General features: G+C 71.0%; 21 protein-coding genes. 14 read left to right on the forward strand and 7 right to left on the reverse strand.

Going from position 1 to position 19499, the window contains the following annotated elements; all coding sequences use genetic code 11:
• Positions 1-213: 213 nt before the first annotated feature.
• Both AB0C20_RS26775 and AB0C20_RS26780 read right to left on the reverse strand, forming a co-directional pair.
• Positions 214-777 (reverse strand): YbjQ family protein, encoded by a 564-nt coding sequence (locus AB0C20_RS26775; RefSeq protein ID WP_357179143.1) that lies wholly within the window; start codon positions 775-777, stop codon positions 214-216.
• A 24-nt stretch (positions 778-801) separates the two neighbouring features.
• On the reverse strand, positions 802-1485 hold the full coding sequence (locus AB0C20_RS26780; RefSeq protein WP_357179146.1) for a trypsin-like serine protease: 684 nt from the start codon (positions 1483-1485) through the stop codon (positions 802-804).
• Positions 1486-1841: 356 nt separating this feature from the next.
• Here AB0C20_RS26780 and purS point away from each other — a divergent pair, with 356 nt between their 5' ends.
• The 4 genes from purS (at position 1842) to AB0C20_RS26800 (ending at position 6282) form a co-directional block, all read left to right on the forward strand.
• Positions 1842-2105, forward strand: a complete 264-nt coding sequence (gene purS, locus AB0C20_RS26785) for a phosphoribosylformylglycinamidine synthase subunit PurS (RefSeq protein WP_030491392.1) — start codon at positions 1842-1844, stop codon at positions 2103-2105.
• Positions 2102-2785, forward strand: coding sequence for a phosphoribosylformylglycinamidine synthase subunit PurQ (gene purQ, locus AB0C20_RS26790; protein WP_091396055.1), 684 nt, complete (start codon positions 2102-2104; stop codon positions 2783-2785). The genes purS and purQ overlap by 4 nt, the downstream gene beginning before the upstream one ends.
• Positions 2786-2852: 67 nt before the next feature.
• Entirely contained in the window at positions 2853-5522 is a 2670-nt protein-coding gene (gene purL / locus AB0C20_RS26795; RefSeq protein WP_357179150.1) for a phosphoribosylformylglycinamidine synthase subunit PurL, read from the forward strand.
• Between the two features lie 4 nt (positions 5523-5526).
• Positions 5527-6282: a 2-phosphosulfolactate phosphatase gene (locus AB0C20_RS26800; protein WP_357179512.1), complete on the forward strand. Its 756-nt coding sequence runs from the start codon at positions 5527-5529 to the stop codon at positions 6280-6282.
• A gap of 163 nt (positions 6283-6445) precedes the next feature.
• Here the strand turns inward: AB0C20_RS26800 and AB0C20_RS26805 are convergent, their stop codons facing one another.
• Positions 6446-8395, reverse strand: coding sequence for a hypothetical protein (locus AB0C20_RS26805; protein WP_357568999.1), 1950 nt, complete (start codon positions 8393-8395; stop codon positions 6446-6448).
• 161 nt (positions 8396-8556) lie between these two features.
• Between AB0C20_RS26805 and AB0C20_RS26810 the strand changes: the two genes are divergently transcribed.
• The 5 genes from AB0C20_RS26810 (at position 8557) to amcA (ending at position 13259) form a co-directional block, all read left to right on the forward strand.
• A complete protein-coding gene (locus AB0C20_RS26810) occupies positions 8557-8910 on the forward strand; it encodes a sterol carrier family protein (protein WP_357179156.1) in 354 nt (117 codons plus the stop codon).
• Between the two features lie 168 nt (positions 8911-9078).
• Entirely contained in the window at positions 9079-10617 is a 1539-nt protein-coding gene (gene purF, locus AB0C20_RS26815) for an amidophosphoribosyltransferase (protein WP_350854664.1), read from the forward strand.
• Between the two features lie 57 nt (positions 10618-10674).
• Positions 10675-11829: a phosphoribosylformylglycinamidine cyclo-ligase gene (purM, locus tag AB0C20_RS26820; protein WP_196920530.1), complete on the forward strand. Its 1155-nt coding sequence runs from the start codon at positions 10675-10677 to the stop codon at positions 11827-11829.
• Positions 11830-11959: 130 nt separating this feature from the next.
• A complete protein-coding gene (gene amcB / locus AB0C20_RS26825) occupies positions 11960-13063 on the forward strand; it encodes a cyclophane-forming radical SAM peptide maturase AmcB (protein WP_357179515.1) in 1104 nt (367 codons plus the stop codon).
• Positions 13032-13259, forward strand: a complete 228-nt coding sequence (amcA, locus tag AB0C20_RS26830) for a multiple cyclophane-containing RiPP AmcA (RefSeq protein ID WP_357179161.1) — start codon at positions 13032-13034, stop codon at positions 13257-13259. Before amcB ends, amcA begins: the two co-directional genes overlap by 32 nt.
• A gap of 136 nt (positions 13260-13395) precedes the next feature.
• Here amcA and AB0C20_RS26835 read toward each other — a convergent pair whose 3' ends face one another.
• Together AB0C20_RS26835 and AB0C20_RS26840 are read right to left on the reverse strand one after the other, a co-directional pair.
• On the reverse strand, positions 13396-13611 hold the full coding sequence (locus AB0C20_RS26835) for a DUF3073 domain-containing protein (protein WP_030332207.1): 216 nt from the start codon (positions 13609-13611) through the stop codon (positions 13396-13398).
• 302 nt (positions 13612-13913) lie between these two features.
• A complete protein-coding gene (locus tag AB0C20_RS26840) occupies positions 13914-14996 on the reverse strand; it encodes a Glu/Leu/Phe/Val dehydrogenase dimerization domain-containing protein (protein WP_357179164.1) in 1083 nt (360 codons plus the stop codon).
• 193 nt (positions 14997-15189) lie between these two features.
• Between AB0C20_RS26840 and AB0C20_RS26845 the strand changes: the two genes are divergently transcribed.
• Together AB0C20_RS26845 and AB0C20_RS26850 are read left to right on the forward strand one after the other, a co-directional pair.
• Positions 15190-16029 carry a hypothetical protein gene (locus AB0C20_RS26845; protein ID WP_357179518.1) on the forward strand — a complete coding sequence of 280 codons (840 nt, stop codon included), beginning with the start codon at positions 15190-15192 and terminating at the stop codon, positions 16027-16029.
• Positions 16030-16279: 250 nt separating this feature from the next.
• Positions 16280-16489, forward strand: coding sequence for a BldC family transcriptional regulator (locus AB0C20_RS26850; protein ID WP_007073996.1), 210 nt, complete (start codon positions 16280-16282; stop codon positions 16487-16489).
• A gap of 86 nt (positions 16490-16575) precedes the next feature.
• On the opposite strand, the gene AB0C20_RS26855 is transcribed toward AB0C20_RS26850, so the two are convergent.
• Positions 16576-16965 (reverse strand): PPOX class F420-dependent oxidoreductase, encoded by a 390-nt coding sequence (locus tag AB0C20_RS26855; RefSeq protein WP_357179167.1) that lies wholly within the window; start codon positions 16963-16965, stop codon positions 16576-16578.
• Between the two features lie 54 nt (positions 16966-17019).
• On the opposite strand from AB0C20_RS26855, the gene AB0C20_RS26860 reads away from it, so the two are divergent.
• Complete coding sequence (locus AB0C20_RS26860; RefSeq protein WP_357179171.1) at positions 17020-17799, forward strand: class I SAM-dependent methyltransferase; 780 nt, start codon at positions 17020-17022, stop codon at positions 17797-17799.
• A 50-nt stretch (positions 17800-17849) separates the two neighbouring features.
• On the opposite strand, the gene AB0C20_RS26865 is transcribed toward AB0C20_RS26860, so the two are convergent.
• Positions 17850-18137, reverse strand: a complete 288-nt coding sequence (locus AB0C20_RS26865; RefSeq protein WP_091396025.1) for a hypothetical protein — start codon at positions 18135-18137, stop codon at positions 17850-17852.
• A gap of 177 nt (positions 18138-18314) precedes the next feature.
• Between AB0C20_RS26865 and AB0C20_RS26870 the strand changes: the two genes are divergently transcribed.
• Positions 18315-19172, forward strand: a complete 858-nt coding sequence (locus tag AB0C20_RS26870) for a 3-hydroxyacyl-CoA dehydrogenase family protein (RefSeq protein ID WP_357179176.1) — start codon at positions 18315-18317, stop codon at positions 19170-19172.
• Between the two features lie 52 nt (positions 19173-19224).
• Positions 19225-19499: enoyl-CoA hydratase-related protein (locus AB0C20_RS26875; RefSeq protein WP_357569000.1), on the forward strand; the 275-nt coding region annotated here is incomplete at its 3' end.

Consider the following 19499-nt stretch of genomic DNA (forward strand, 5'->3'; position numbering starts at 1 on the left):
CTGCTGGTCAGCCACCGCGAACGCAACAGCGTGCTGCACACGTTGACCCCGCTGGGCCGGGCCCCCCACCCCACCCCCCACCCCACCCCCCAACCCCCAACCCCCCACCCCCGGGTGATCAAGAGGTTTGCGTCATTTTCGATCTCCCTGCTGACCGAAACCTCTTGATCAACAGGGGAAAGGGGTGGGTGGGTGGGTGGGTGGGTTGGTGGGTTATTCGCCGGTTGGGGTTTCGGCGGCGGTTCTCAGGTTGGGGGCGCTGGCGGGTTCGGCGATGCCGCCGGGCGACTCCGTGATTCCCGCGACCTCCGCGGTTCCGGCGGCGACCGCCGGCTGGTCGGCCGGCATGACCTCGGGCATCTTGGGTACGGCGACCACTGCCGTCCCGTACGCGCAGATCTCCATCCACATCTCGCCACAGTCCCGGCTGTCGAACCGCATGCCGATCACCGCGTTCGCGCCGAGCCGCAGGGCCTCCTCGCCGAGGCGGGCCACCGAGTCGGTGCGCCACCGGGTCAGGTTGTCCGGGGCCATCGGGTCGTACGCGCCACCGCGCAGGTTCTTCACACCCTCGCGGTACGGGTTGCGCGTCCTGGCCATCGATGACACCACCTCACCGAGAATCTGGCGGATCTCGTAGCCGGGCAGTTGCTCTGTCGTCACGACCAGCACGGTTCCGATGCTGTCAGGAGTGGCGCGACCCGATCGTGTGCATTGTTCACCTGATCGGATGCTGCAAAACGACGCGGCGCGGACGGCCGGCACGTGGCCGACCATCCGCGCCGAGCGGGGCGCTAACCGTCAGACACCGGCCACCGAGGTGATCCAGGCCCGGTTGTACGCAACGCTGCCGTAGTTCTGGATGCTCGACCCGTCGGCGGTGGAGGCGACGCCGACCTGCTGGCCGTTGTAGAACTGCGGGCCGCCGGAGTCGCCGCGCCAGGCGTTGCCGTTGATCCGGGAGCTGCGGATCGCCTGGCCGCCGTACGCGTCGGTGGCGCTGTTGCTGGTCACCCGCACGGTGGCGGTCTTCAGCACGGTGGACGCCGAGCAGCCGCTGTAGCAGGTCATGCCCCAGCCGTAGATCGAGTTCGTCGAGTTGATCGGCGGGTTGCTGCTGGCCAGGCTCACCGCGGAGGTGCTGACGGTGCTGGAGAGCCGCATGAGCGCGAGGTCGTTTCGGGTGTAGGTGGCGCTGACCGTGCGGGTGACCCCGCCGGAGGTGCGGTTCACGCTTCCGACGCGCACCGACATGGTGCCGCTGATGCAGTGCCGGGCGGTGAGGACCCACTGCGCGGCGATGACGCTGCCGGAGCAGGTGAACGAGCCGTTGCTGAGCACCGCGGCGGCCCATGGGGCGGAGGAGACGGTGCCGCCGCCGATGATGGGTTGCGGGCCGGCGGGGGCGGCGGACGCGGCGGACGTGACGCCGAGGGCGCCGACCAGTGCGGTGCTGAGTACGGCGAGCAGGGGGCGGATGCGCATCGGGTGGACTCCTTGACGGGGCGGACCCGGGGTCGCCGGGTGCGGATGGTGCCGGCAACGGGGGTTCCCGGGGCCGGCTAAATCGACCTACGTCGATGTAGAGTAGGGCGCGACGCGATCGTTATCAAGGAGGTGATCGAGGTTGCCCAATGTAACGATTCGGCCACCCGCTGCGCCGTATTTATCCTGCTAGGGCCACCTGTAGCGCCTGACAGGTCAGACTGAGCGTCAGTAATGTCGATCACTGCCTGAACTGCACCCGGCCGGTGCGTCCGCGGCGATATCTGCCAGGTACGCTGGCTGCGCTCGCCCATTGTGGGTCGGCACCCAACTGCGTACACAGTCAGGAGTGCCCAGTGCCTCGCGTCGTCGTCGACGTCATGCTCAAGCCCGAGATCCTTGATCCGCAGGGCCAGGCCGTCGCAAACGCGCTGCCCCGGCTCGGCGTCGGTGACGTCGCCTCGGTTCGGATCGGCAGGCGGATCGAGATCGAGTTCACCGGTGAACCGGACCTGGACCGCGCTCGGGAGATTGCCGACAAACTGCTCGCCAACCCGGTCATCGAGGACTTCACCGTCCGCCTGGTCGAGGCCGACGAGACCGCGGACGCCCGCTCGTGACCGCCCGGGTCGGTGTGGTCACCTTCCCCGGCTCGCTCGACGACGGGGACGCGGCCCGGGCCGTCCGGATCGCCGGCGCTGAGCCGGTCCGGCTCTGGCACGGCGACCCGGAGCTGCACGGTGTCGACGCTGTCGTCCTGCCCGGCGGTTTCTCCTACGGTGACTACCTACGGTGCGGTGCCATCGCCCGGTTCGCCCCGGTGATGGAGACGATCGTGGACGCCGCCCGGGGTGGTCTGCCCGTGCTCGGCATCTGCAACGGCTTCCAGATCCTCTGCGAGGCGCACCTGCTGCCCGGCGCGCTCACCCGCAACCAGCACCTGCACTTCCGCAACCGGGACCAGGTCCTGCGCATCGAGTCGGCCGGGACGGCGTGGACCAACGCGTTCCAGCCCGGCCAGGAGGTGCTCATCCCGGTCAAGAACGGCGAGGGCTGCTACGTCGCGGACACCGCGACGCTGGACCAGCTCGAAGCCGAAGGTCGGGTGGTCGCCCGCTACGTCGGCGGCAACCCCAACGGGTCCCAGCGCGACATCGCCGCGATCACCAACGCCGCCGGCAACGTGGTCGGCATCATGCCGCACCCCGAGCACGCGGTGGAGGCGCTCACCGGCCCTTCGCTGGACGGCCTCGGCTTCTTCACGTCGGTCCTCAAGCACCTGGTGGGGGCGCCGGCATGACCGGCGGCACGATCATCGGTCAGCTCAACCGCCGGCCTGGCGGGCACGAGCGCAGCGAGGAGAGGTCATGACCACCCATCCGGACCCGGTACGGGACACACCGGAGGCGTACTCCGCCCCGGCGCAGCCGGCCGAGCCGAGCGCGGCGCAGCCGTCCGCACCGGCGACCGCTCCCGCCCAGCCGGCCGCCGCCGTCTGGACCGAGGGCGTGGACACCGTGCCGCGCGCCGGTGGCACCCCGGGCGAGCTTCAGCCGTACACCGAGCTGGGCCTGCGCGACGACGAGTACGACCGGATCCGGCAGATCCTCGGCCGCCGGCCCACGCAGTCCGAGCTGGCGATGTATTCGATCATGTGGAGCGAGCACTGCTCCTACAAGTCGAGCAAGGTGCACCTGCGTCAGTTCGGCGAGAAGGCCCCGCACAGCGACCGGATGCTCGCCGGCATCGGTGAGAACGCCGGTGTCGTGCAGATCTCCGACGAGCTGGCGGTGACCTTCAAGGTCGAGTCGCACAACCACCCGAGCTTCGTCGAGCCGTACCAGGGCGCGGCGACCGGCGTCGGTGGCATCGTCCGGGACATCCTCGCCATGGGTGCCCGCCCGGTCGCGGTGATGGACCCGCTGCGCTTCGGTGCCGCTGACCACCCGGACACCGCCCGGGTGCTCACCGGTGTGGTCGCTGGCGTGGGCGGCTACGGCAACTGCCTGGGCCTGCCCAACATCGGTGGTGAGCTGGTCTTCGACCCCTCCTACCAGGGCAACCCGCTGCTCAACGCGCTCTGCCTGGGCGTGCTGCCGGTCAGTCGGCTGCAGAACAAGGCCGCCGCCGGCCCGGGCAACGTTGTCGTCCTGATGGGCGCCAAGACCGGCCGCGACGGCATCGGCGGCGTCTCGGTGCTGGCCAGCGCCACCTTCGACGAGGGCAGCGAGGCGCGCCGCCCCGCCGTGCAGGTTGGCGACCCGTTCACCGAGAAGCTGCTGATCGAGGCCTGCCTCGAGCTGTACGACGCCGAGCTGGTCGTCGGCATCCAGGACCTCGGCGGCGCCGGCCTGACCTGCGCGCTCACCGAGACCGCCGCCGCCGCCGGCACCGGCATGCGGGTCTGGCTGGAGCGGGTGCCGCTGCGCGAGCCCTCGATGGACCCGCACGAGATCCTGGCCAGCGAGTCGCAGGAGCGGATGCTGCTGGTCGTCGAGCCGGAAAAGCTCGACGCGGTGCTCAAGACCTGCGAGAAGTGGGGCGTCCTCGCCACCGCGATCGGTGAGGTCACCGCACCGGAGCCGGACGGCAGCCCGGGTCGACTGCTGATCACCTGGCAGGACCACCTGGTCGTCGACGTGCCGCCGGGTTCGCTTGTCGACGACGGCCCGGTCTACGCCCGGCCGATGCGCGAGCCGGCCGACCTGATCCTGCTCCAGGCCGACCGGGCCGAGACGCTGCCCCGCCCGGCCGACCCGGAGGCGCTGCGGGAGACCGTGCTGCGCATGATCGCGTCGCCCAACCTTGCCGACAAGAGCTGGGTCACCGAGCAGTACGACCGCTACGTGCTGGGCAACACAGTGCTCGCCCAGCCGGAGGACGGCGGCGTGATCCGGATCGACGAGCGGACCGGCCTCGGTGTGGCGCTGTCGGTCGACGGCAACGGCCGGTACGCCCGACTGGACCCGTACAACGGCACCAAGCTGGCCCTGGCTGAGGCGTACCGGAACGTGGCGGTGACCGGCGCGAAGCCGATCGCCGTGACCGACTGCCTCAACTTCGGCTCACCGGAGGACCCGGGCGTGATGTGGCAGTTCGCCGAGGCCGTGCGCGGCCTGGCCGACGGCTGCCTGGAGCTGGGCATCCCGGTGACCGGCGGCAACGTCAGCTTCTACAACCAGACCGGCGCGGCGGCCATCCACCCGACCCCGGTGGTCGGTGTGCTGGGCGTGCTGGACAACGTCGCCGACCGCGTGCCGATGGGCTTCGTGCCGCGCGCCGGTGGCGACCACGACCAGCTCTACCTGCTCGGCGAGACGAACGTGGAGCTGTCCGGCTCGGAGTGGGCCTGGGTGACGCACGAGCACCTCGGCGGCATCCCGCCGCAGGTCGACCTGCTCCGCGAGAAGGCGCTCGCCGAGTTGCTGGCCGAGGCGGCCCGGGTCGGTCACCTGGCCTCCGCACACGACCTCTCCGACGGTGGGCTCGCCCAGAGCCTGGTCGAGTCCTGCCTGCGTCGCGGCGTCGGTGCCCGGGTCGCGGTGCCGGAGCAGTTCGCCGAGGGCTCGATGCCGTTCGTCTACCTGTTCAGCGAGTCCGCCACCCGGGCGCTGGTCTCGGTGCCGCGCGGCCACGACAAGGCGTTCGCGGCGCTCTGCGCCGAGCGGGGTGTGCCGTTCGAGCTGATCGGCGTCACCGACCCGTCCGGTGGTGCGCTCGAGGTGCACGGCCAGTTCCGGATCGGCCTGGACGAGCTGCGCACCGCGCACACCGAGACGTTGCCGCGCCTCTTCGGGGGCTCGGCGGCCGTCGAGGTGCCAGCGCCGGCTGCCGGTGTGGCCGGTGCGGTCGAGGCCGTCCCGCTGCCTGTCGCGCAGGCCGAGCCGGTCGACGCGGCAGCGGTGGTCTCCGAGCCGATCGCTTCCTCGGGTCCTTCTCCGGAGACCGGCGCGGTCGAGCCGATCGGGTCAGAGCAGCCCGGCGGGGCGTCCGATTCTGACTCCGGTGTCACCGAGCCGTCGCCCGACGAGCGCTGAGGCGTTGACGGCCGCCGTCTACGGCCAACCCGGATCGGGTGCCCGGTTCGACTGGGGGCTTACCGGGGCGGCCGAACTCGGCCGGGTCTGCGCGGCGCTGGTGGTGGTGGACGTTCTCTCGTTCACCACCGCCGTGGAGGTGGCGGTCGCCAGGGGCATGCGGGTGCACCCGTTCCCCTGGGGTGAGCAGGCAGCCGAGTACGCCCTCCGGGTCGGTGCTACCGCTGCGGTCGGGCGGCGGCAGACGACCACGGAACATCCGTGGTCGCTCTCGCCCGCCGCGCTGAGCAGCGCACCCGTGGTGGCGGACCTTGTGCTGCCCTCCCCGAACGGCTCGGCCATCAGCGCCGCCGCCAGCGCCACCGGCCTGCCGGTGGTAGCGGCGTGCCTGCGCAACGCACGCGCCGTCGGGCAATGGCTGCGCCGCCAGGGGTACGGCACGCTGGACGCCCCGATCGGCGTGATCGCCTCGGGGGAGCGGTGGCCGGACGGGTCGCTGCGCCCGTCGGTGGAGGACCAACTCGGCGCCGCCTCGGTGCTGGACGCCCTCTCCGGTGTGCCCGGTGGGCTCTCGGTGGAGGCGGCCATGGCGCTCGCCGCGCTGGCGAGCACACCGGATCTGCCCGCCGCGGTGCGCGGCAGCGTCTCCGGACGGGAGTTGACCGAGAGCGGCTTCGCCGCGGACGTGGACGTCGCCGTCCGGATCGGCGTGTCGGACGTCGTGCCGGTGCTCCACCAGGGCGTCTTCTCCGCCGCCTGACCGCGCCCCCATCCCGCGATCTTGCACTTTCTGTCCCGACGTAAGGGGCATTCCGCCCGTAAAGTTGACCGAAACTGCAAGATCGGTGCGGGGCCGGGTTGGTCTTAGTACAGCGGAACGGCCACCCGGATCCGGGTGGCCGTTCCGCTGTGCTGTGGTGGGGTCAGTCGTCCAGCCAGTCGAGGCGGCGACCGCCGCGCTCGGTCGGTGGCGGCGGTGGTGGGGTGTCAGGTCGGTTCCGCCCGGCGGGCTGGCCGTAGCCGCCCTGGTCGTAGCCCCGGTCGTCGTAGCCGCCGCGCTGCTGCGGAGGAGGCTCCTGGCCGTAGTTGCCGCCCTGGTCGTAGGCACCGGCCGGTTGACCGTAGCCGCCCTGGTCGTACCCGCCAGCCTCCGGAGCGCCGTATCCGGCGGTTGGCTCGGCGGCGCGACCGCCGTACGGGGCTGCGTCGGGCTGGCCGTACCCCTGCGCCTGCTCCGGCTGGTAGACGCCTGTGGCGTACGGGTCGGCCGGGGCCGGGTACTGGGTGCTGTCGCCGGTGTACCGGCCGGTCGGCTCGTCGAACCGCTCGCCGTAGGCCGCTCCGCCAGCGGGAGCCGGCGGGTAGGCGGCGGTGCCGCCCGGGGCGTCGTAGTCACGACCGCCGTAGCCGCCACCGGAGGCTGGAGCGTTTCCGTAGCCGCCACCGGAGGCAGGGGCGTTCCCGTAGCCGGCACCGGAGGCCGGAGCATTGCCGTAACCGGCACCGGGCGCGGCACCGTAACCGTCACCGGCCGCACCGGCGCCGTACCCGCCCTCCGGGCCGGCCGGAGTGCCGTAGCCGCCACCGGAGGCTGGGGCGTTGCCGTAGCCGCCGGCACCGTAACCAGCGGACGCTGGATCCTCGCCGTAGCCGGCGCCGCCCCAGCCCTGCTGACCCCCGCCGCCGTACGCCTGGGCAGGCGCGCCGTACGGGTCCGGCGGAACGTCGTCGACCACCGGTCGGTGCATCATCGTCGGCGCCTCGCTCAGCGCCGCGCCGCCGACCATGGTCGGGTCCGCTCCACCGCCGGGACGACCGCCGACCACCCGGGTGTGGTCGTCGGGACCGCGGAACCCGCCCCGCGAAGGCGGCACCACACCGCCGCCACCGGCAGCTGCCGGAGCGTCGTCGTCGTCGCCGTTCTCCCTGCGCTTCATCCAGAGCAGCACGATCGTGCCGACACCGGCGGCGACCAGGAGGCCACCGAGCAGGATGATCAGGTACGAGCTGAGGCCGCCGCCGTCCTCGTTGTTCGCGGCATTCGCCGGGGCGCCCTGGCTGGCCTCCTCGGTGGGCTGCTCCTCGGTGCCCTCCTCGGTCGCCTCTTCGGTGGGGGTGGCCTCGGGGGTCGCGGACGGGGTGGCGCTGGGCGTCGCCTCGGCCTTGATCGCGAGACTGAGCCGCTGACCGGTGACGGCCTGTCCGGCGCTGGCGTTCAGGGACTTGAAAGCCTTGATGTTGTCGAACGACGCGCCCAGGTCGATCCGTCCGGGCGCGATCGGGTTCTGGGTGGTGCCGGTGAACCGGAAGTCGCCGCTGCCGTTGCTGGTGGCGTCGTAGCGGTGACCGGCGGTGTCCTGGAGGACCACGAACGCGTTCGGCACTGCCTTGCCGTCGGCCTGCGCGACCACCTTGCCGGAGACCGACCGCACGGTCTGGTTCTGCGGCGGCGGCGGAGCGGCCTTGCCCTTCACGGTCAGCGAGACGGTGGCGGTGTCCGGGCCGGACTCGGCCTCGACGGCCACCGTGACGGTCGCTGTCGCGTCGCCAGCGTTGTCGTTGGCAGCGATCCGGACCAGCTGCGACCTCGCCTGATTACCCAGGCCGGGGAAGTCAACCTCGCCGCAACCGCTGGCGCATCGAACACCCGAGGGCAGGCCGGCCAGGCTGATCGTCGCCTTGTCGTCACCGTTACCCGGGGTGACACTTACGGTGATCGTGGCGTCGCTGCCGGCGTTTACTGTGATCGAGCCGGGGGAAACGCTGACATCTGCGGCCATTGCTGGTGTGGCGGGGACGGCGAGCAGAGCGCCGGCAACCAGCGCTACGACCACACCGGCCCGCTGCTTCCAGGCACGTCGGTGTGTTGACACGTCCACCGCCTTCCGGGCTGACTTCCCTCTGACCGGCGGGGCGCCGGGCCGGGGATCATCACGGTACGAATACGCCGTCGGCAACTATGCCTTGTCCGACTGCATGAGCGCGACCCAGGGCCAGCGTCGCGTGTTTGGCCTGAGGGTCGTATCGTCCCGTCGTGTCCTCTCCGCACAGTAAGTCCGCTGCCGTTACGGCCGCGTTGTCGGCGCTCGACGAGGGGCGTACACCCGAACGGCCGGTGTTCCGAGAGGCGGTCCGGTCGTTGTTGGCCGTCCTCGCGGAGCGCGCCCCCGGCCGATCGGTGGAGGTGCGCGTCCCACCATACGGGGCGATCCAGTGCGTACCGGGGCCTCGACACACCAGGGGAAATCCACCAAACGTGGTCGAGATGGCCCCGAACACCTGGTTGGAGCTGGCCACCGGCAGGCTCGACTGGGCGTCGGCGGTCACCGACGGTCGGGTCCAGATGAGTGGCAACCGCGCGGACCTGTCGGCGTATCTGCCCCTCTAGTCGTCCCGATGTCCCACTCGCAGTGACGCTGAGCAGGGGAATCGTGACTTTCTGTATTGACGTCGATTCGCGTACACTGTCAGGCGATGACAGTGGTCCCGGCAGAGGAGAGTGGATCCGCCCGTGATCCCCGCCCGGCCGGTCCAGACCAGCATGAGGGAGCGGTAGGTGCCCCGAGGCGACGGCCGGCTGAGCCACGACCTTGACCCCCAACGACCCGGCCCACAGGACGCCTGCGGCGTCTTCGGCGTCTGGGCCCCCGGCGAAGAGGTTGCCAATCTGACCTACTTCGGCCTCTACGCCCTACAGCACCGCGGCCAGGAGGCGGCGGGCATCGCGGTGAGCGATGGCTCCGGCGTGGTGGTCTACAAGGATCTCGGCCTGGTGGCGCAGGTCTTCGACGAGCCCACCCTGGCCAGCCTGCGTGGTCACCTGGCTATCGGGCACGCTCGATACTCCACCACCGGCGCGTCCAACTGGGAGAACGCTCAGCCGACGATCCGGTCGACCACCTCCGGCACGACCATCGCGCTGGCCCACAACGGCAACCTGGTCAACACTGCCGAGCTGGAGAAGGAGGTCGCCGAGCGCGGCCTCATCGCTGACGGTTCGACAAACGACACCTCCCTGGTGACGATGCTGCTCGCCAGCCGACCGGATCTGTCGGTCGAGGCGGCCGCGCTGGAGGTGTTGCCGCAGCTGCGCGGCGCGTTCAGCTTCGTCTTCATGGACGAGTCGACCCTCTACGCGGCCCGCGATCCGCACGGTGTCCGCCCGCTGGTGCTCGGCCGCCTGGAGCGCGGCTGGGTCGTCGCCAGCGAGACGGCCGCCCTCGACATCGTCGGCGCCAGCGTGGTGCGTGAGGTCGAGCCGGGCGAGCTGATCGCGATCGACGAGAACGGGCTGCGCTCCACCCGGTTCGCCGCGCCGGAACCGAAGGGCTGCCTCTTCGAGTACGTCTACATCGCCCGCCCGGACGCCACGATCGCCGGGCGCAACGTCCACTCGGCGCGGGTGCAGATCGGCCGGCAGTTGGCCAAGGAGCACCCGGTCGAGGCCGACCTGGTGATCCCGGTGCCCGAGTCGGGCACCCCGGCCGCCATCGGGTACGCGGAGGCGTCCGGCATTACGTACGGCGCCGGCCTGATGAAGAACCCGTACGTGGGTCGCACCTTCATCCAACCGTCGCAGACCCTGCGTCAGCTTGGCATCCGGCTCAAGCTCAACCCGCTGCGGGAGAACGTCCGCGGCAAGCGGTTGGTGGTCGTGGACGACTCGATCGTGCGCGGCAACACCCAGCGCGCCATCGTGCGGATGCTGCGCGAGGCGGGGGCGCTGGAGGTGCACGTCCGGATCTCCTCCCCGCCGGTCAGCTGGCCGTGCTTCTACGGCATCGACTTCGCCACCCGGGCGGAGCTGCTGGCCAACGGGTTGGACAACGACGGCATCCGGCGCTCCATCGGCGCCGACACGCTGGGCTTCGTGTCCCTTCCCGGTCTGATCGCCGCGACCGAGCAGCCGAAGACCAGGTTGTGTCGGGCGTGTTTCGATGGGGAGTACCCGATCGAGTTGCCAGCCGGCAACCTGATCGGCAAGCACGTGCTCGAAGGGGTGGGTCGACGCGTCGCCAACTCGGCGCCGGAGGCCACGCACACCAACGGCTCGTCCGTCGCCACTCCGGGTGGCGTTACCGCAAACCGCCCGTAGCACCAACCGGCGCGGCCCGGCTACCGCCGGCGGCACCGAGAACCAAAGGGGAGAACCGTGACGCACGTGTCCGAGCGCAGCGGCGCAGGAAGCAGCCCGACCGGCGCCGGCGGCGACCGCCAGCCGTGGACGGGCGGTGCTGGCCGCCAGGCGCGCAAACGCTCGGTCTCGTACGCCGACGCCGGTGTCTCCATCGACGCGGGTGACCGCGCCGTGGAGCTGCTCAAGTCGAAGGTGCGGCAGACCCGCCGTCCCGAGGTGCTCGGTGACCTCGGTGGCTTCGCCGGCCTGTTCCGGCTGGACACGAAGAAGTACAAGAGCCCGATCCTGGCGTCCTCCACCGACGGGGTGGGCACCAAGCTGGTGATCGCCCAGCAGATGGACATTCACGACACGGTCGGCATCGACCTCGTCGCCATGGTCGTCGACGACCTGGTGGCCTGCGGCGCCGAGCCGCTGTTCCTGCTCGACTACATCGCCACCGGCGAGGTCGTGCCGGACAAGGTCGCCGAGATCGGCGCGGGCATCGCCGACGGCTGCCGCTACGCCGGCTGCGCGCTGCTGGGCGGGGAGACCGCCGAGCACCCCGGCGTCCTGCGTCCGGACGAGTACGACATCTCCGCGACCGGCGTGGGCGTGGTCGAGGAAGCCGACATCCTGAGCCCCGAGCGGGTCGAGGTGGGCGACGTGGTGATCGCCATGCGCTCCTCCGGCCTGCACTCCAACGGGTACTCGCTGGTCCGGCACGTGCTGCTGGGCGCGGCCCGAATGCGTCTGGACATCGTGATCGACGACTTCGGTCGGCAGCGGACCCTCGGCGAGGAGCTGCTCACGCCGACCAAGATCTACGCCAAGGACTGCCTCAAGCTGATCGCCGAGGCCGAGGTGCGGGCGCTGTCCCACATCACCGGCGGCGGAATCCCCGGCAACCTGGTCCGGGTGCTGCCCGAGCACGTCGACGCGGTGGTCAACCGGTCTACCTGGAAGCCGCAGCCGATCTTCGACCTGATCCAGACGAAGGGTCGGATCGACGACCACGACATGGAGTCGACCTTCAACATGGGTGTCGGCATGTTCGCGATCGTCTCGGCCGAGGACGCCGACCGGGCGCTGGCCACCCTGACCGGCCGTGGTGTCGAGGCGTGGCAGGCCGGCGAGATCATCGAGGGCACCGGCAACGTGCAGATGGTCGGTCAGCACACCCGAGGATGATCACCTCCCGGTGATCGTACGGGCACCTGATCAGGGCTTCACCCGAGTGGCCAATGCCGCCTAGCCTGAAGGGCACCCTCAGGCTAGGCGGAGGAGGGCGATGGCTGCTCGGGGACAGTCGTTCAGCGGGATGCGCGGTCTGGCCGCCGTCCCGTCGTACGTCGTCATGCAGCCCACCACCCTCTGCAACCTCGACTGCGCGTACTGCTATCTGCCGTTTCGCGCCGCCGACCGCCGGATGCCGGTGGCGGTGGCCGAGGCGGTCGCGGCCGCTGTCAATCCCTGGGCGGCCAACGGTCGGTTCTCCGTCGTGTGGCACGGCGGCGAGCCCCTGGCCGCCGGTCGAGAGCACCTGGCCGATCTGATCGCCCCGTTCGGGCCAGAGGTCGAGCACCATGTGCAGACCAATGCCACCCTCATCGACGACGACTGGTGCGATTTCTTCACCCGGCACGAGATGCGGGTGAGCGTGAGCGTCGACGGGCCCCGGGCGCGCAACGGCGACCGGGTCAACCGGGGTGGTCAGCCGGCGTACGACCGGATCCTGCACGGCATCTCGGTGCTGCGGCGACGCGGTCTGCCCTTCTCCGCGCTGGCCGTGGTGTCCCGGCCCGAGCCGGGGCTCGCCACCGAGCTGTACGACTACTTCCTCGAGCTGGGTTGCGACGTACTGGGCATCAACATCGAGGAGACTGAGGGAGTCAACACCCGCGACAACCGCCACGATCCGTCGGCGGTGTCGGCGTTCTGGGCGGAGTTGGTAGGGGCGTGGCGCCGGGAGCCCCGGATCCACCTCCGCGAGATCGAGTGGTCGTTGCGCTACGCCGCGGCGGTGCTCGACAACTCGGCGGACGGGTTGCTGCCCCGCCATCTGGATCCGATCCCGACCATCGGTCACGACGGCTCGGTGATCGTGCTCTCCCCGGAGTTGGCCGGTTTCACCGACCCCCGCTACGGCGACTTCAGCAGCGGCAACGTGCTGACGACCCCGTTGGCGCAGATCCTCGGCGACGCGGCGACGACGCCGTGGGTGGGGGAGTTCCTGGCCGGGGTGGAGGCGTGTCGGGCGTCCTGCCCGTACTTCGGCTTCTGCGGTGGTGGCCATGCCGCCAACCGTTACTTCGAACTGGGGCGTTTTGACGGTACGGAGACCGAGCACTGCCGCAACAGCAAGATCCGCCTATTGGAGGGAGTGTTGGAGCATGCCCGAGACCACCAGTCACCGGCGGCCTGAGCGCGAAGCGGACGACGGAGTCACCGAACGGGTGCGGGACGCGGCTCCCGCGCTCGTCACGCTGCTTCAGGAGGCCGAGGACGCACGGCGGTTGCGTTCGGAGGTGTCGGGCGGCGAGGGCTCCAGCGCGGTCTGCGCGTGGAACCACTTCGAGAACATCCCGACGTTCTACAACTGGAACAATCGCCCGCGCTGAGGGAGCCGTTGTCAGGGGCCTGTCGAGCGACCGGAGTGGATCCGGTCGGGCCAGGCCCCTGATCGTCGGCGACTGCACCTGCACGGGACGTGCGTGAGCACGCGGGGGTTACCGCGTGCTCAGCTGCGTCGAGAGGTCAGCGGGTCGGACGGACCCAGGGATCCGGATCGTCGTCCGCGTGATCCTCATCATCGTCGTCGACGAACTCTTTAGAGTCGTCGTCGAAGTGGTGCTCAGACTTACCAGCACCCGCCAGTTCGCGCTGCAAAGCGGTGAGGTCGGTGTTCGGGGAGTGGTACTTCAACTCCCGCGCCACCTTAGTCTGCTTGGCCTTAGCACGGCCGCGCCCCATGGCTCGACCCCCTCGCACAGAATGCGGGGCAGCCCGAAGGCGGGCCCCGATGACGTCAGGCATCTCTCGTGGCTCTTACGGTACATGGGGATGCCATCGTTCGGCACCTCGGGTTACCGTCAGCCGGCTCTGCGCGTCGCGTCGATCCGGCCATCACCCAGTGTACCGGGTAAGGAGCGGAACGGTTAGCGCCCGTGACACCGGACAAACCGCATCAAAATTTGACCCCGGCTCAGCTTACCCAGCGACGCTCGGCACCGGGGCCCGGAGGCGGATCTCGTCGATCCGCCCCCGGGGGACGCTCAGCGCAGGTGGATCGCGCGCAGCCGGCCGACGTCCGCCATCCGCCGCTCCGCCAGACGGTCGGCCGCCACCGCCGGCGGCACGCCCTCCGCGTCAGCAAGGTGCAGGATCTCGCGGGTGGTGTCGAAGATCCGGGTCGCCCGCAGCTTCGCCCGGTCGAAGTTGAAGCCCTCGATCTCGTCGGCCACCTGGATCACGCCGCCCGCGTTGACCACGTAGTCCGGGGTGTAGAGGATGCCCCGGTCGGCGAGCAGCTTCTCGATGCCCGGGTGGGCGAGCTGGTTGTTCGCCGCCCCAGTGACCACCTTGGCGCGCAGCGCCGGCACGGTGTCGTCGTTCAGGGCGCCGCCCAGCGCGCACGGCGCGTACACGTCGATGTCCGCGGCGACCAGCGCGCTGGCGTCGTCGACGAGGGTGACCTGCGGGTGGTTGCTGCGCACCCACGCCAGGGCCTTCGGGTTGACGTCGGTGGCGACCACCTCGGCGCCATCCTCCAGCAGGTGCCCGGTGAGGTACTTGCCGACCTTGCCCAGCCCGGCCACGCCGACCCGCCGGCCCCGCAGGCTCGGGGTGCCCCACACGTGCTCGGCAGCGGCCCGCATCCCCTGGAAGACACCCCAGGCGGTGAGGATCGACGAGTCGCCGGCGCCGCCGTGCTCCACGCTGCGCCCGGTCACGTAACGGGTCTCCCGGGCCACGACATCCATGTCCGCGACGTACGTGCCGACGTCACAGGCGGTGTAGTAGCGGCCGCCCAGCGACTCCACGAAGCGACCGTACGCGCGCAGCAGCGCCTCGCTCTTGATCTGCTCCGGGTCGCCCCAGATGACGGCCTTGCCGCCGCCCAGGTCCAGCCCGGCGAGCGCGTTCTTGTACGCCATCCCGCGGGACAGGTCCAGCACGTCGGCGAGGGCGTCGTCCTCGCTCGCGTACGGGTAGAAGCGGGTGCCGCCGAGCGCCGGGCCCAGCGCGGTGGAGTAGATCCCGATGATCGCCTTCAGGCCGCTCTGCTTGTCCTGGCAGAACACGACCTGTTCGTGACCGGTCGATACCGGGTCGTCGGTGCTCGCGAATACGCCCATTGTTGGCTCCTACTGTGGTGTGCGTCCTTGTGGGACGCGGACCTGGTGGACCCCGGCGGGGATGCTGCCGGTGTGATCGAGCCTAGTATCGGCCGCCGGGCGGGCGCTCGACGCGCCGCCGCCGTCCCACGGTGCGGCGCGCGTGCTCCGGCCGCTGACCGCGTACGGGCGTGGTTCGTGGGAGGATCGCGCGGTGCCGTCGCTCTTCGCTTCTTACCTGCGCGTGTACGAACCGCTGGCCGCCTTCGATCGAGACCGGCAGAGCTACTGGCGCCGCTACGTCTCGGAGGGGCGCGCGATCGCCCCGGTCGAGGGGCCCGGTCGGCAGCGGACGGCGGTGATCGAGGCGCTGGGCGCCGGTTGGACCCGACTGCCGGACCTGCCGGAGGAGGCGTACGTCCTGGAGACGGACGACGGCCTGCTGGTCTGCCCGTGGAACCTGCGCATCCGGGTCGCTGAGGCGGCGCTCAGCGCCCGGGACGGGGTGCCCTCGGTGCTCGCCGACGCCTTCGTGCCGCCGGTGCTCGCCGGGCAGGCCAGGGCGGTGGTGGACGACTGGCGCAGTGGCGCCCGGGTGCTGGAGCACGGGGTGCCCCGGGTGCACGAGCAGATCGCGACCTGGGGCGTACCACTGCGGTGGTTCGTGCTCTTCGACCCGGCGGAGCGGGACCTGGTCACCCAGCCGGGCCGGCGGGCGTTGCGCTACCGCACCGAGATCTCCAAGGCTCGACGCCGCTCGTCGCGGGCGCTGTCGGTGCTGCGCAAGTCGGTGGGCGAGGCGCCGATCACCGAGGCGGTGGAGGAGGCGGCGCGCTGGCTGGAGGAGTTCCATCCGCGGTCAGTGGTCGAACTGGACTACGGCGGTCTGGTCGACCTGCTCTCCGACGAGACGCTCACCGCGGACGACTCGCCCGAGCTGGTCGCCAGCGGCCTCGCGGGGCTGTCGCGCGGCGAGGCCGAGGAGGCGTCGGCCGCGTACGACACGTTGGTGGCGCGGTGGCGCGCGGTGCAGCTTTTGGAGCGGTGCAACTAGGGCATATCACCCTAGGAGCGCTCCCAAGGTGAGTTGTGCTCGTAGTTGACGCATCACGAACCGTGATCATGAGTCCGAATAAGGTACTTTCTGCCGTGTAAAAGTCGTAAAAATCGGGCATGGTTCATCCGTCCGTCTAGGGACCTTCATCCGTTCGGCCCATGTCGGACATCGGGGACTAGCCGGACCATGGGAGACGCGTCGGCCGGCGGGACCCCGGCCGATGTCTATACATGTGGAGGAGTGACCGATGGCATCGCGAACGCACGAACCAGAGCCGCTACTCACGCCGGCCGAGGTGGCGTCGATGTTCCGGGTCGACCCGAAGACGGTGACCCGGTGGGCCAAGGCTGGCAAGCTCAGTGCCATCCGCACCCTGGGTGGCCACCGTCGGTACCGTGAGTCGGAGGTCAGGGCGCTGTTGCAGGGCCAGATCCCGCAGCAGCGGCAGGGCGACTGAGCAGGCAAAAGTTCTTCGTCAGGGGCGGTGGATCTCGATCCGCCGCCCCTTTCGTATGCCCCGCCGAGCACGACCCCGGCCGCGGGTCAGCGCCGCGGCTCGGCCAACGTCACCCGGATGCCGACAGTGCCGCCCTCGCCGCGACGCAACCGGCTGCCCAGCAGGCTCAGCCGACCGATCAGGCGGTACTTGTGCTTGAGCAGGTCGCGGACCCGACCGGTGTCGCCGCCCCCGTAGATCGTCGCGTGGGCTGACACCTCCGCTCCGTGTGGCCGACCCCGCACGTCGCACGGTGCCACTGTCACCTCGCCGTTGCGGCGGATCCGCTTCACCTTGCCCGAGTCGGCCCGCGTCCAGACCGCCAGGGCCTCCCCGTCGCGCACCGCCCAGACCGGGGTCGGCACCGCCCGACCGTCAGTGCGAAAGGTCGTGAGCAGGATGTACTTCTCGGCCGACAGGCGGTCCAGCATGGTCACGCCGCCAGGATACGGCCGGCGCAGGCGACTGAGTGGCCGGATAGCGTGAACGTCGTGACGGTTGAGCCCCTAATCGGTGACGTGATCGGCGAACTGCTGCGAGACACGCTCGCCGTGGCCACCGGGGTGGGTCCCCGGCCCCTGGTCGGTGGTCGACTGCCGCGACCGGTCATCGAGATCATCGAACGGGACGACGGTCTGATCAACGGCGCCCCGTCCGCGCACTACCTGGACGGGCCCGCGGAGTGGCAGCCGTACGACCACCGCGCGGTGGACCGGGCCCACGGCGAGACGCTGGACATCGGCACCGGCGCCGGCCGGATCGCGCTGCTGCTCCAGAAGCGCGGCGTACCGGTCACCGGGCTGGACACCTCAGCGGGCGCGCTGGAGGTGAGCCGGCGTCGCGGTGTCCGGCGGCTGGTGCACGGCACCGTCGACACGCACGTCGCCGACGGGTCGCGGTACGACACGTTCCTGCTGCTCGGCAACAACCTCGGGCTGTTCGAGGGGCGGGAGCGTGCTCCCGAGTTCCTGGCCGCGCTCGCCGCGCTGGCCCGACCGGGGGCGCAGATCATCGCGCAGGGCACCGACCCGTACGGCACCCGCGACCCGCTGCACACCGGCTACCACGAGCGCAACCGTCGGCGCGGCCGGCTCGGTGGCCAGCTGCGGCTGCGGCTGCGCTACCGCGAGTTGAGCACCGAGTGGTTCGACTACCTGGTCTGCTCGGCTGACGAGTTCGCCAGCCTGGTGCACGGCACCGGTTGGCGGCTCACCGATGTGGACGACCGCGACGCCCCCTACTACCTGGCCACCCTGCGCCTCGTCGACTGAGCAGGACGGCCCCGCTCTCCGCCCGGCGGAGAGCGAGGCCGGCGTACGTCTCAGACCTGGACGGTCGGGGGGAGCTGCTCGGGCGGGAGACCGCCGTCGCCGTCGACCACCTCGTCCGGTTGGCCGTCCTCGTCGATGTCGACCATGGTGATGTCCACCTTGCCGTCGCCGTCGGTGTCGAACTGGAACAGGTCCGCCTTGCCGTCGCCGTCGGTGTCCACCACCCACACGTCGGTCTTGCCGTCGTTGTTGGTGTCGGCGCGCAGCAGTTCGACCCGCTCGTCGCCTCGGGTCTCCACGATCTCCCCGTCGGTGACGCTCTCCGGTGCCTGGCTCATGTCGATGCGGTCCTTCCCTCGGTTGACGGGCCGTCATTACCCGATCCGGCGCTCCCCCACGCATGGGCCGGGTCGTCGCGCTGTCTAGGGTCGCACCATGAGCGAGCGGAGCGGGCGGGACACCCGGGCCGGCGCAGCGGGGACCCCGCGCGTCGGCGGGCGGGACAGGGAGGCGTGATGAGCGATCGTTTCGTGGTCGTCGGTGCCGGCACGATGGGGCTTGGCATCGCGTACGTGGCGGCTGGCGCAGGGCACGCCGTCGAGTTGGTCGAGGTGGACCCCGAGCGGGGTGCGGCCGCGCTGAACCGGCTCGCCGAGCTGTGGGAGCGGGCGGTGCAGCGCGGGAAGCTGAGCGCCGACGAGGCCGCCACGAACCGGCGGCGGGTGACGCTGCGCCCGACCCTCGCCGCTGTCGCCCCCGACCCCCAGGTGATCGTGGAGGCGGTGCCGGAGCGCCTCGAGGTGAAGCGTGCGGTGCTCCGGGACGCCGCCGCGCTGCGCCCGGAGCTGCTGGGCAGCAACACCTCCAGCATCGCCATCGGGGCGCTGGCCGCCGAGCTGGACGCGCCCGAGCGCTTCCTCGGCCTGCACTTCTTCAACCCGGTCTGGGCGATGGCGCTGCTGGAGATCGTGGTCGGCCCGGCCACCGCCGAGGAGACCACCGCCGCGGCCGTCGCGCTCGCCGGCCGGCTCGGCAAGGACCCCGTCGTCGTACGCGACATGCCCGGCTTCGCCACCTCCCGGCTCGGGGTCACCCTCGGGCTGGAGGCGATCCGGATGGTCGCCGACGGGGTGGCCAGCCCGGCGGACATCGACAAGGCAATGGTGCTCGGCTACCGGCACCCGATCGGGCCGTTGGAGCTCACCGACCTGGTCGGCCTCGACGTGCGGCTGGACATCGCCCGCACCCTTCAGGCCGCGTACGGGGACCGTTTCGCGCCGCCACCGCTGCTGGTGGAGATGGTGGCCGCGGGGCGGCTGGGTAAGAAGTCCGGGCAGGGCTTCTACCGCTGGGAAGCCGGGGGCAAACAGTGAGCGCGAGGAGTGAGCCTGCGAGCCCCGCAGTCGCGAACGGAAGGTGGGTCCGGTGAGCGGGTTGCGGATCGAGGAGCGGCCGGACCGGCTGGTGGTCACACTGGACCGGCCGGAGAAGCGCAACGCCATCGACGCCGACCTGATCGCCGAGCTGCACCAGGTCTGCGCCGAGTTGGAGGCGCGCCCGCGCCTGCTGCTGCTCACCGGCGGCGCGTCGGGCATCTTCGCCGGTGGCGCCGACATCGGCCAGCTCCGCGAACGGGGCCGTACGGACGCCCTCGCCGCGATCAACTCGGCTGCCTTCGCCCGCATCCGGGCGCTGCCGAT

Origin of the sequence: Micromonospora sp. NPDC048843, from assembly GCF_040649965.1 — a bacterium.
Classification (GTDB): domain Bacteria; phylum Actinomycetota; class Actinomycetes; order Mycobacteriales; family Micromonosporaceae; genus Micromonospora; species Micromonospora hortensis.

What these genes read in the sequence shown, in the direction of transcription:
- AB0C20_RS26775 (WP_357179143.1), bottom strand. Translation starts at nt 777, where the DNA reads ATGGTCGGCCACGTGCCGGCCGTCCGCGCCGCGTCGTTTTGCAGCATC.
- AB0C20_RS26780 (WP_357179146.1), bottom strand. Translation starts at nt 1,485, where the DNA reads ATGCGCATCCGCCCCCTGCTCGCCGTACTCAGCACCGCACTGGTCGGC.
- purL (WP_357179150.1), top strand. Translation starts at nt 2,853, where the DNA reads ATGACCACCCATCCGGACCCGGTACGGGACACACCGGAGGCGTACTCC.
- amcB (WP_357179515.1), top strand. Translation starts at nt 11,960, where the DNA reads ATGCGCGGTCTGGCCGCCGTCCCGTCGTACGTCGTCATGCAGCCCACC.
- amcA (WP_357179161.1), top strand. Translation starts at nt 13,032, where the DNA reads ATGCCCGAGACCACCAGTCACCGGCGGCCTGAGCGCGAAGCGGACGAC.
- AB0C20_RS26835 (WP_030332207.1), bottom strand. Translation starts at nt 13,611, where the DNA reads ATGGGGCGCGGCCGTGCTAAGGCCAAGCAGACTAAGGTGGCGCGGGAG.
- AB0C20_RS26840 (WP_357179164.1), bottom strand. Translation starts at nt 14,996, where the DNA reads ATGGGCGTATTCGCGAGCACCGACGACCCGGTATCGACCGGTCACGAA.
- AB0C20_RS26850 (WP_007073996.1), top strand. Translation starts at nt 16,280, where the DNA reads ATGGCATCGCGAACGCACGAACCAGAGCCGCTACTCACGCCGGCCGAG.
- AB0C20_RS26865 (WP_091396025.1), bottom strand. Translation starts at nt 18,137, where the DNA reads ATGAGCCAGGCACCGGAGAGCGTCACCGACGGGGAGATCGTGGAGACC.
- AB0C20_RS26870 (WP_357179176.1), top strand. Translation starts at nt 18,315, where the DNA reads ATGAGCGATCGTTTCGTGGTCGTCGGTGCCGGCACGATGGGGCTTGGC.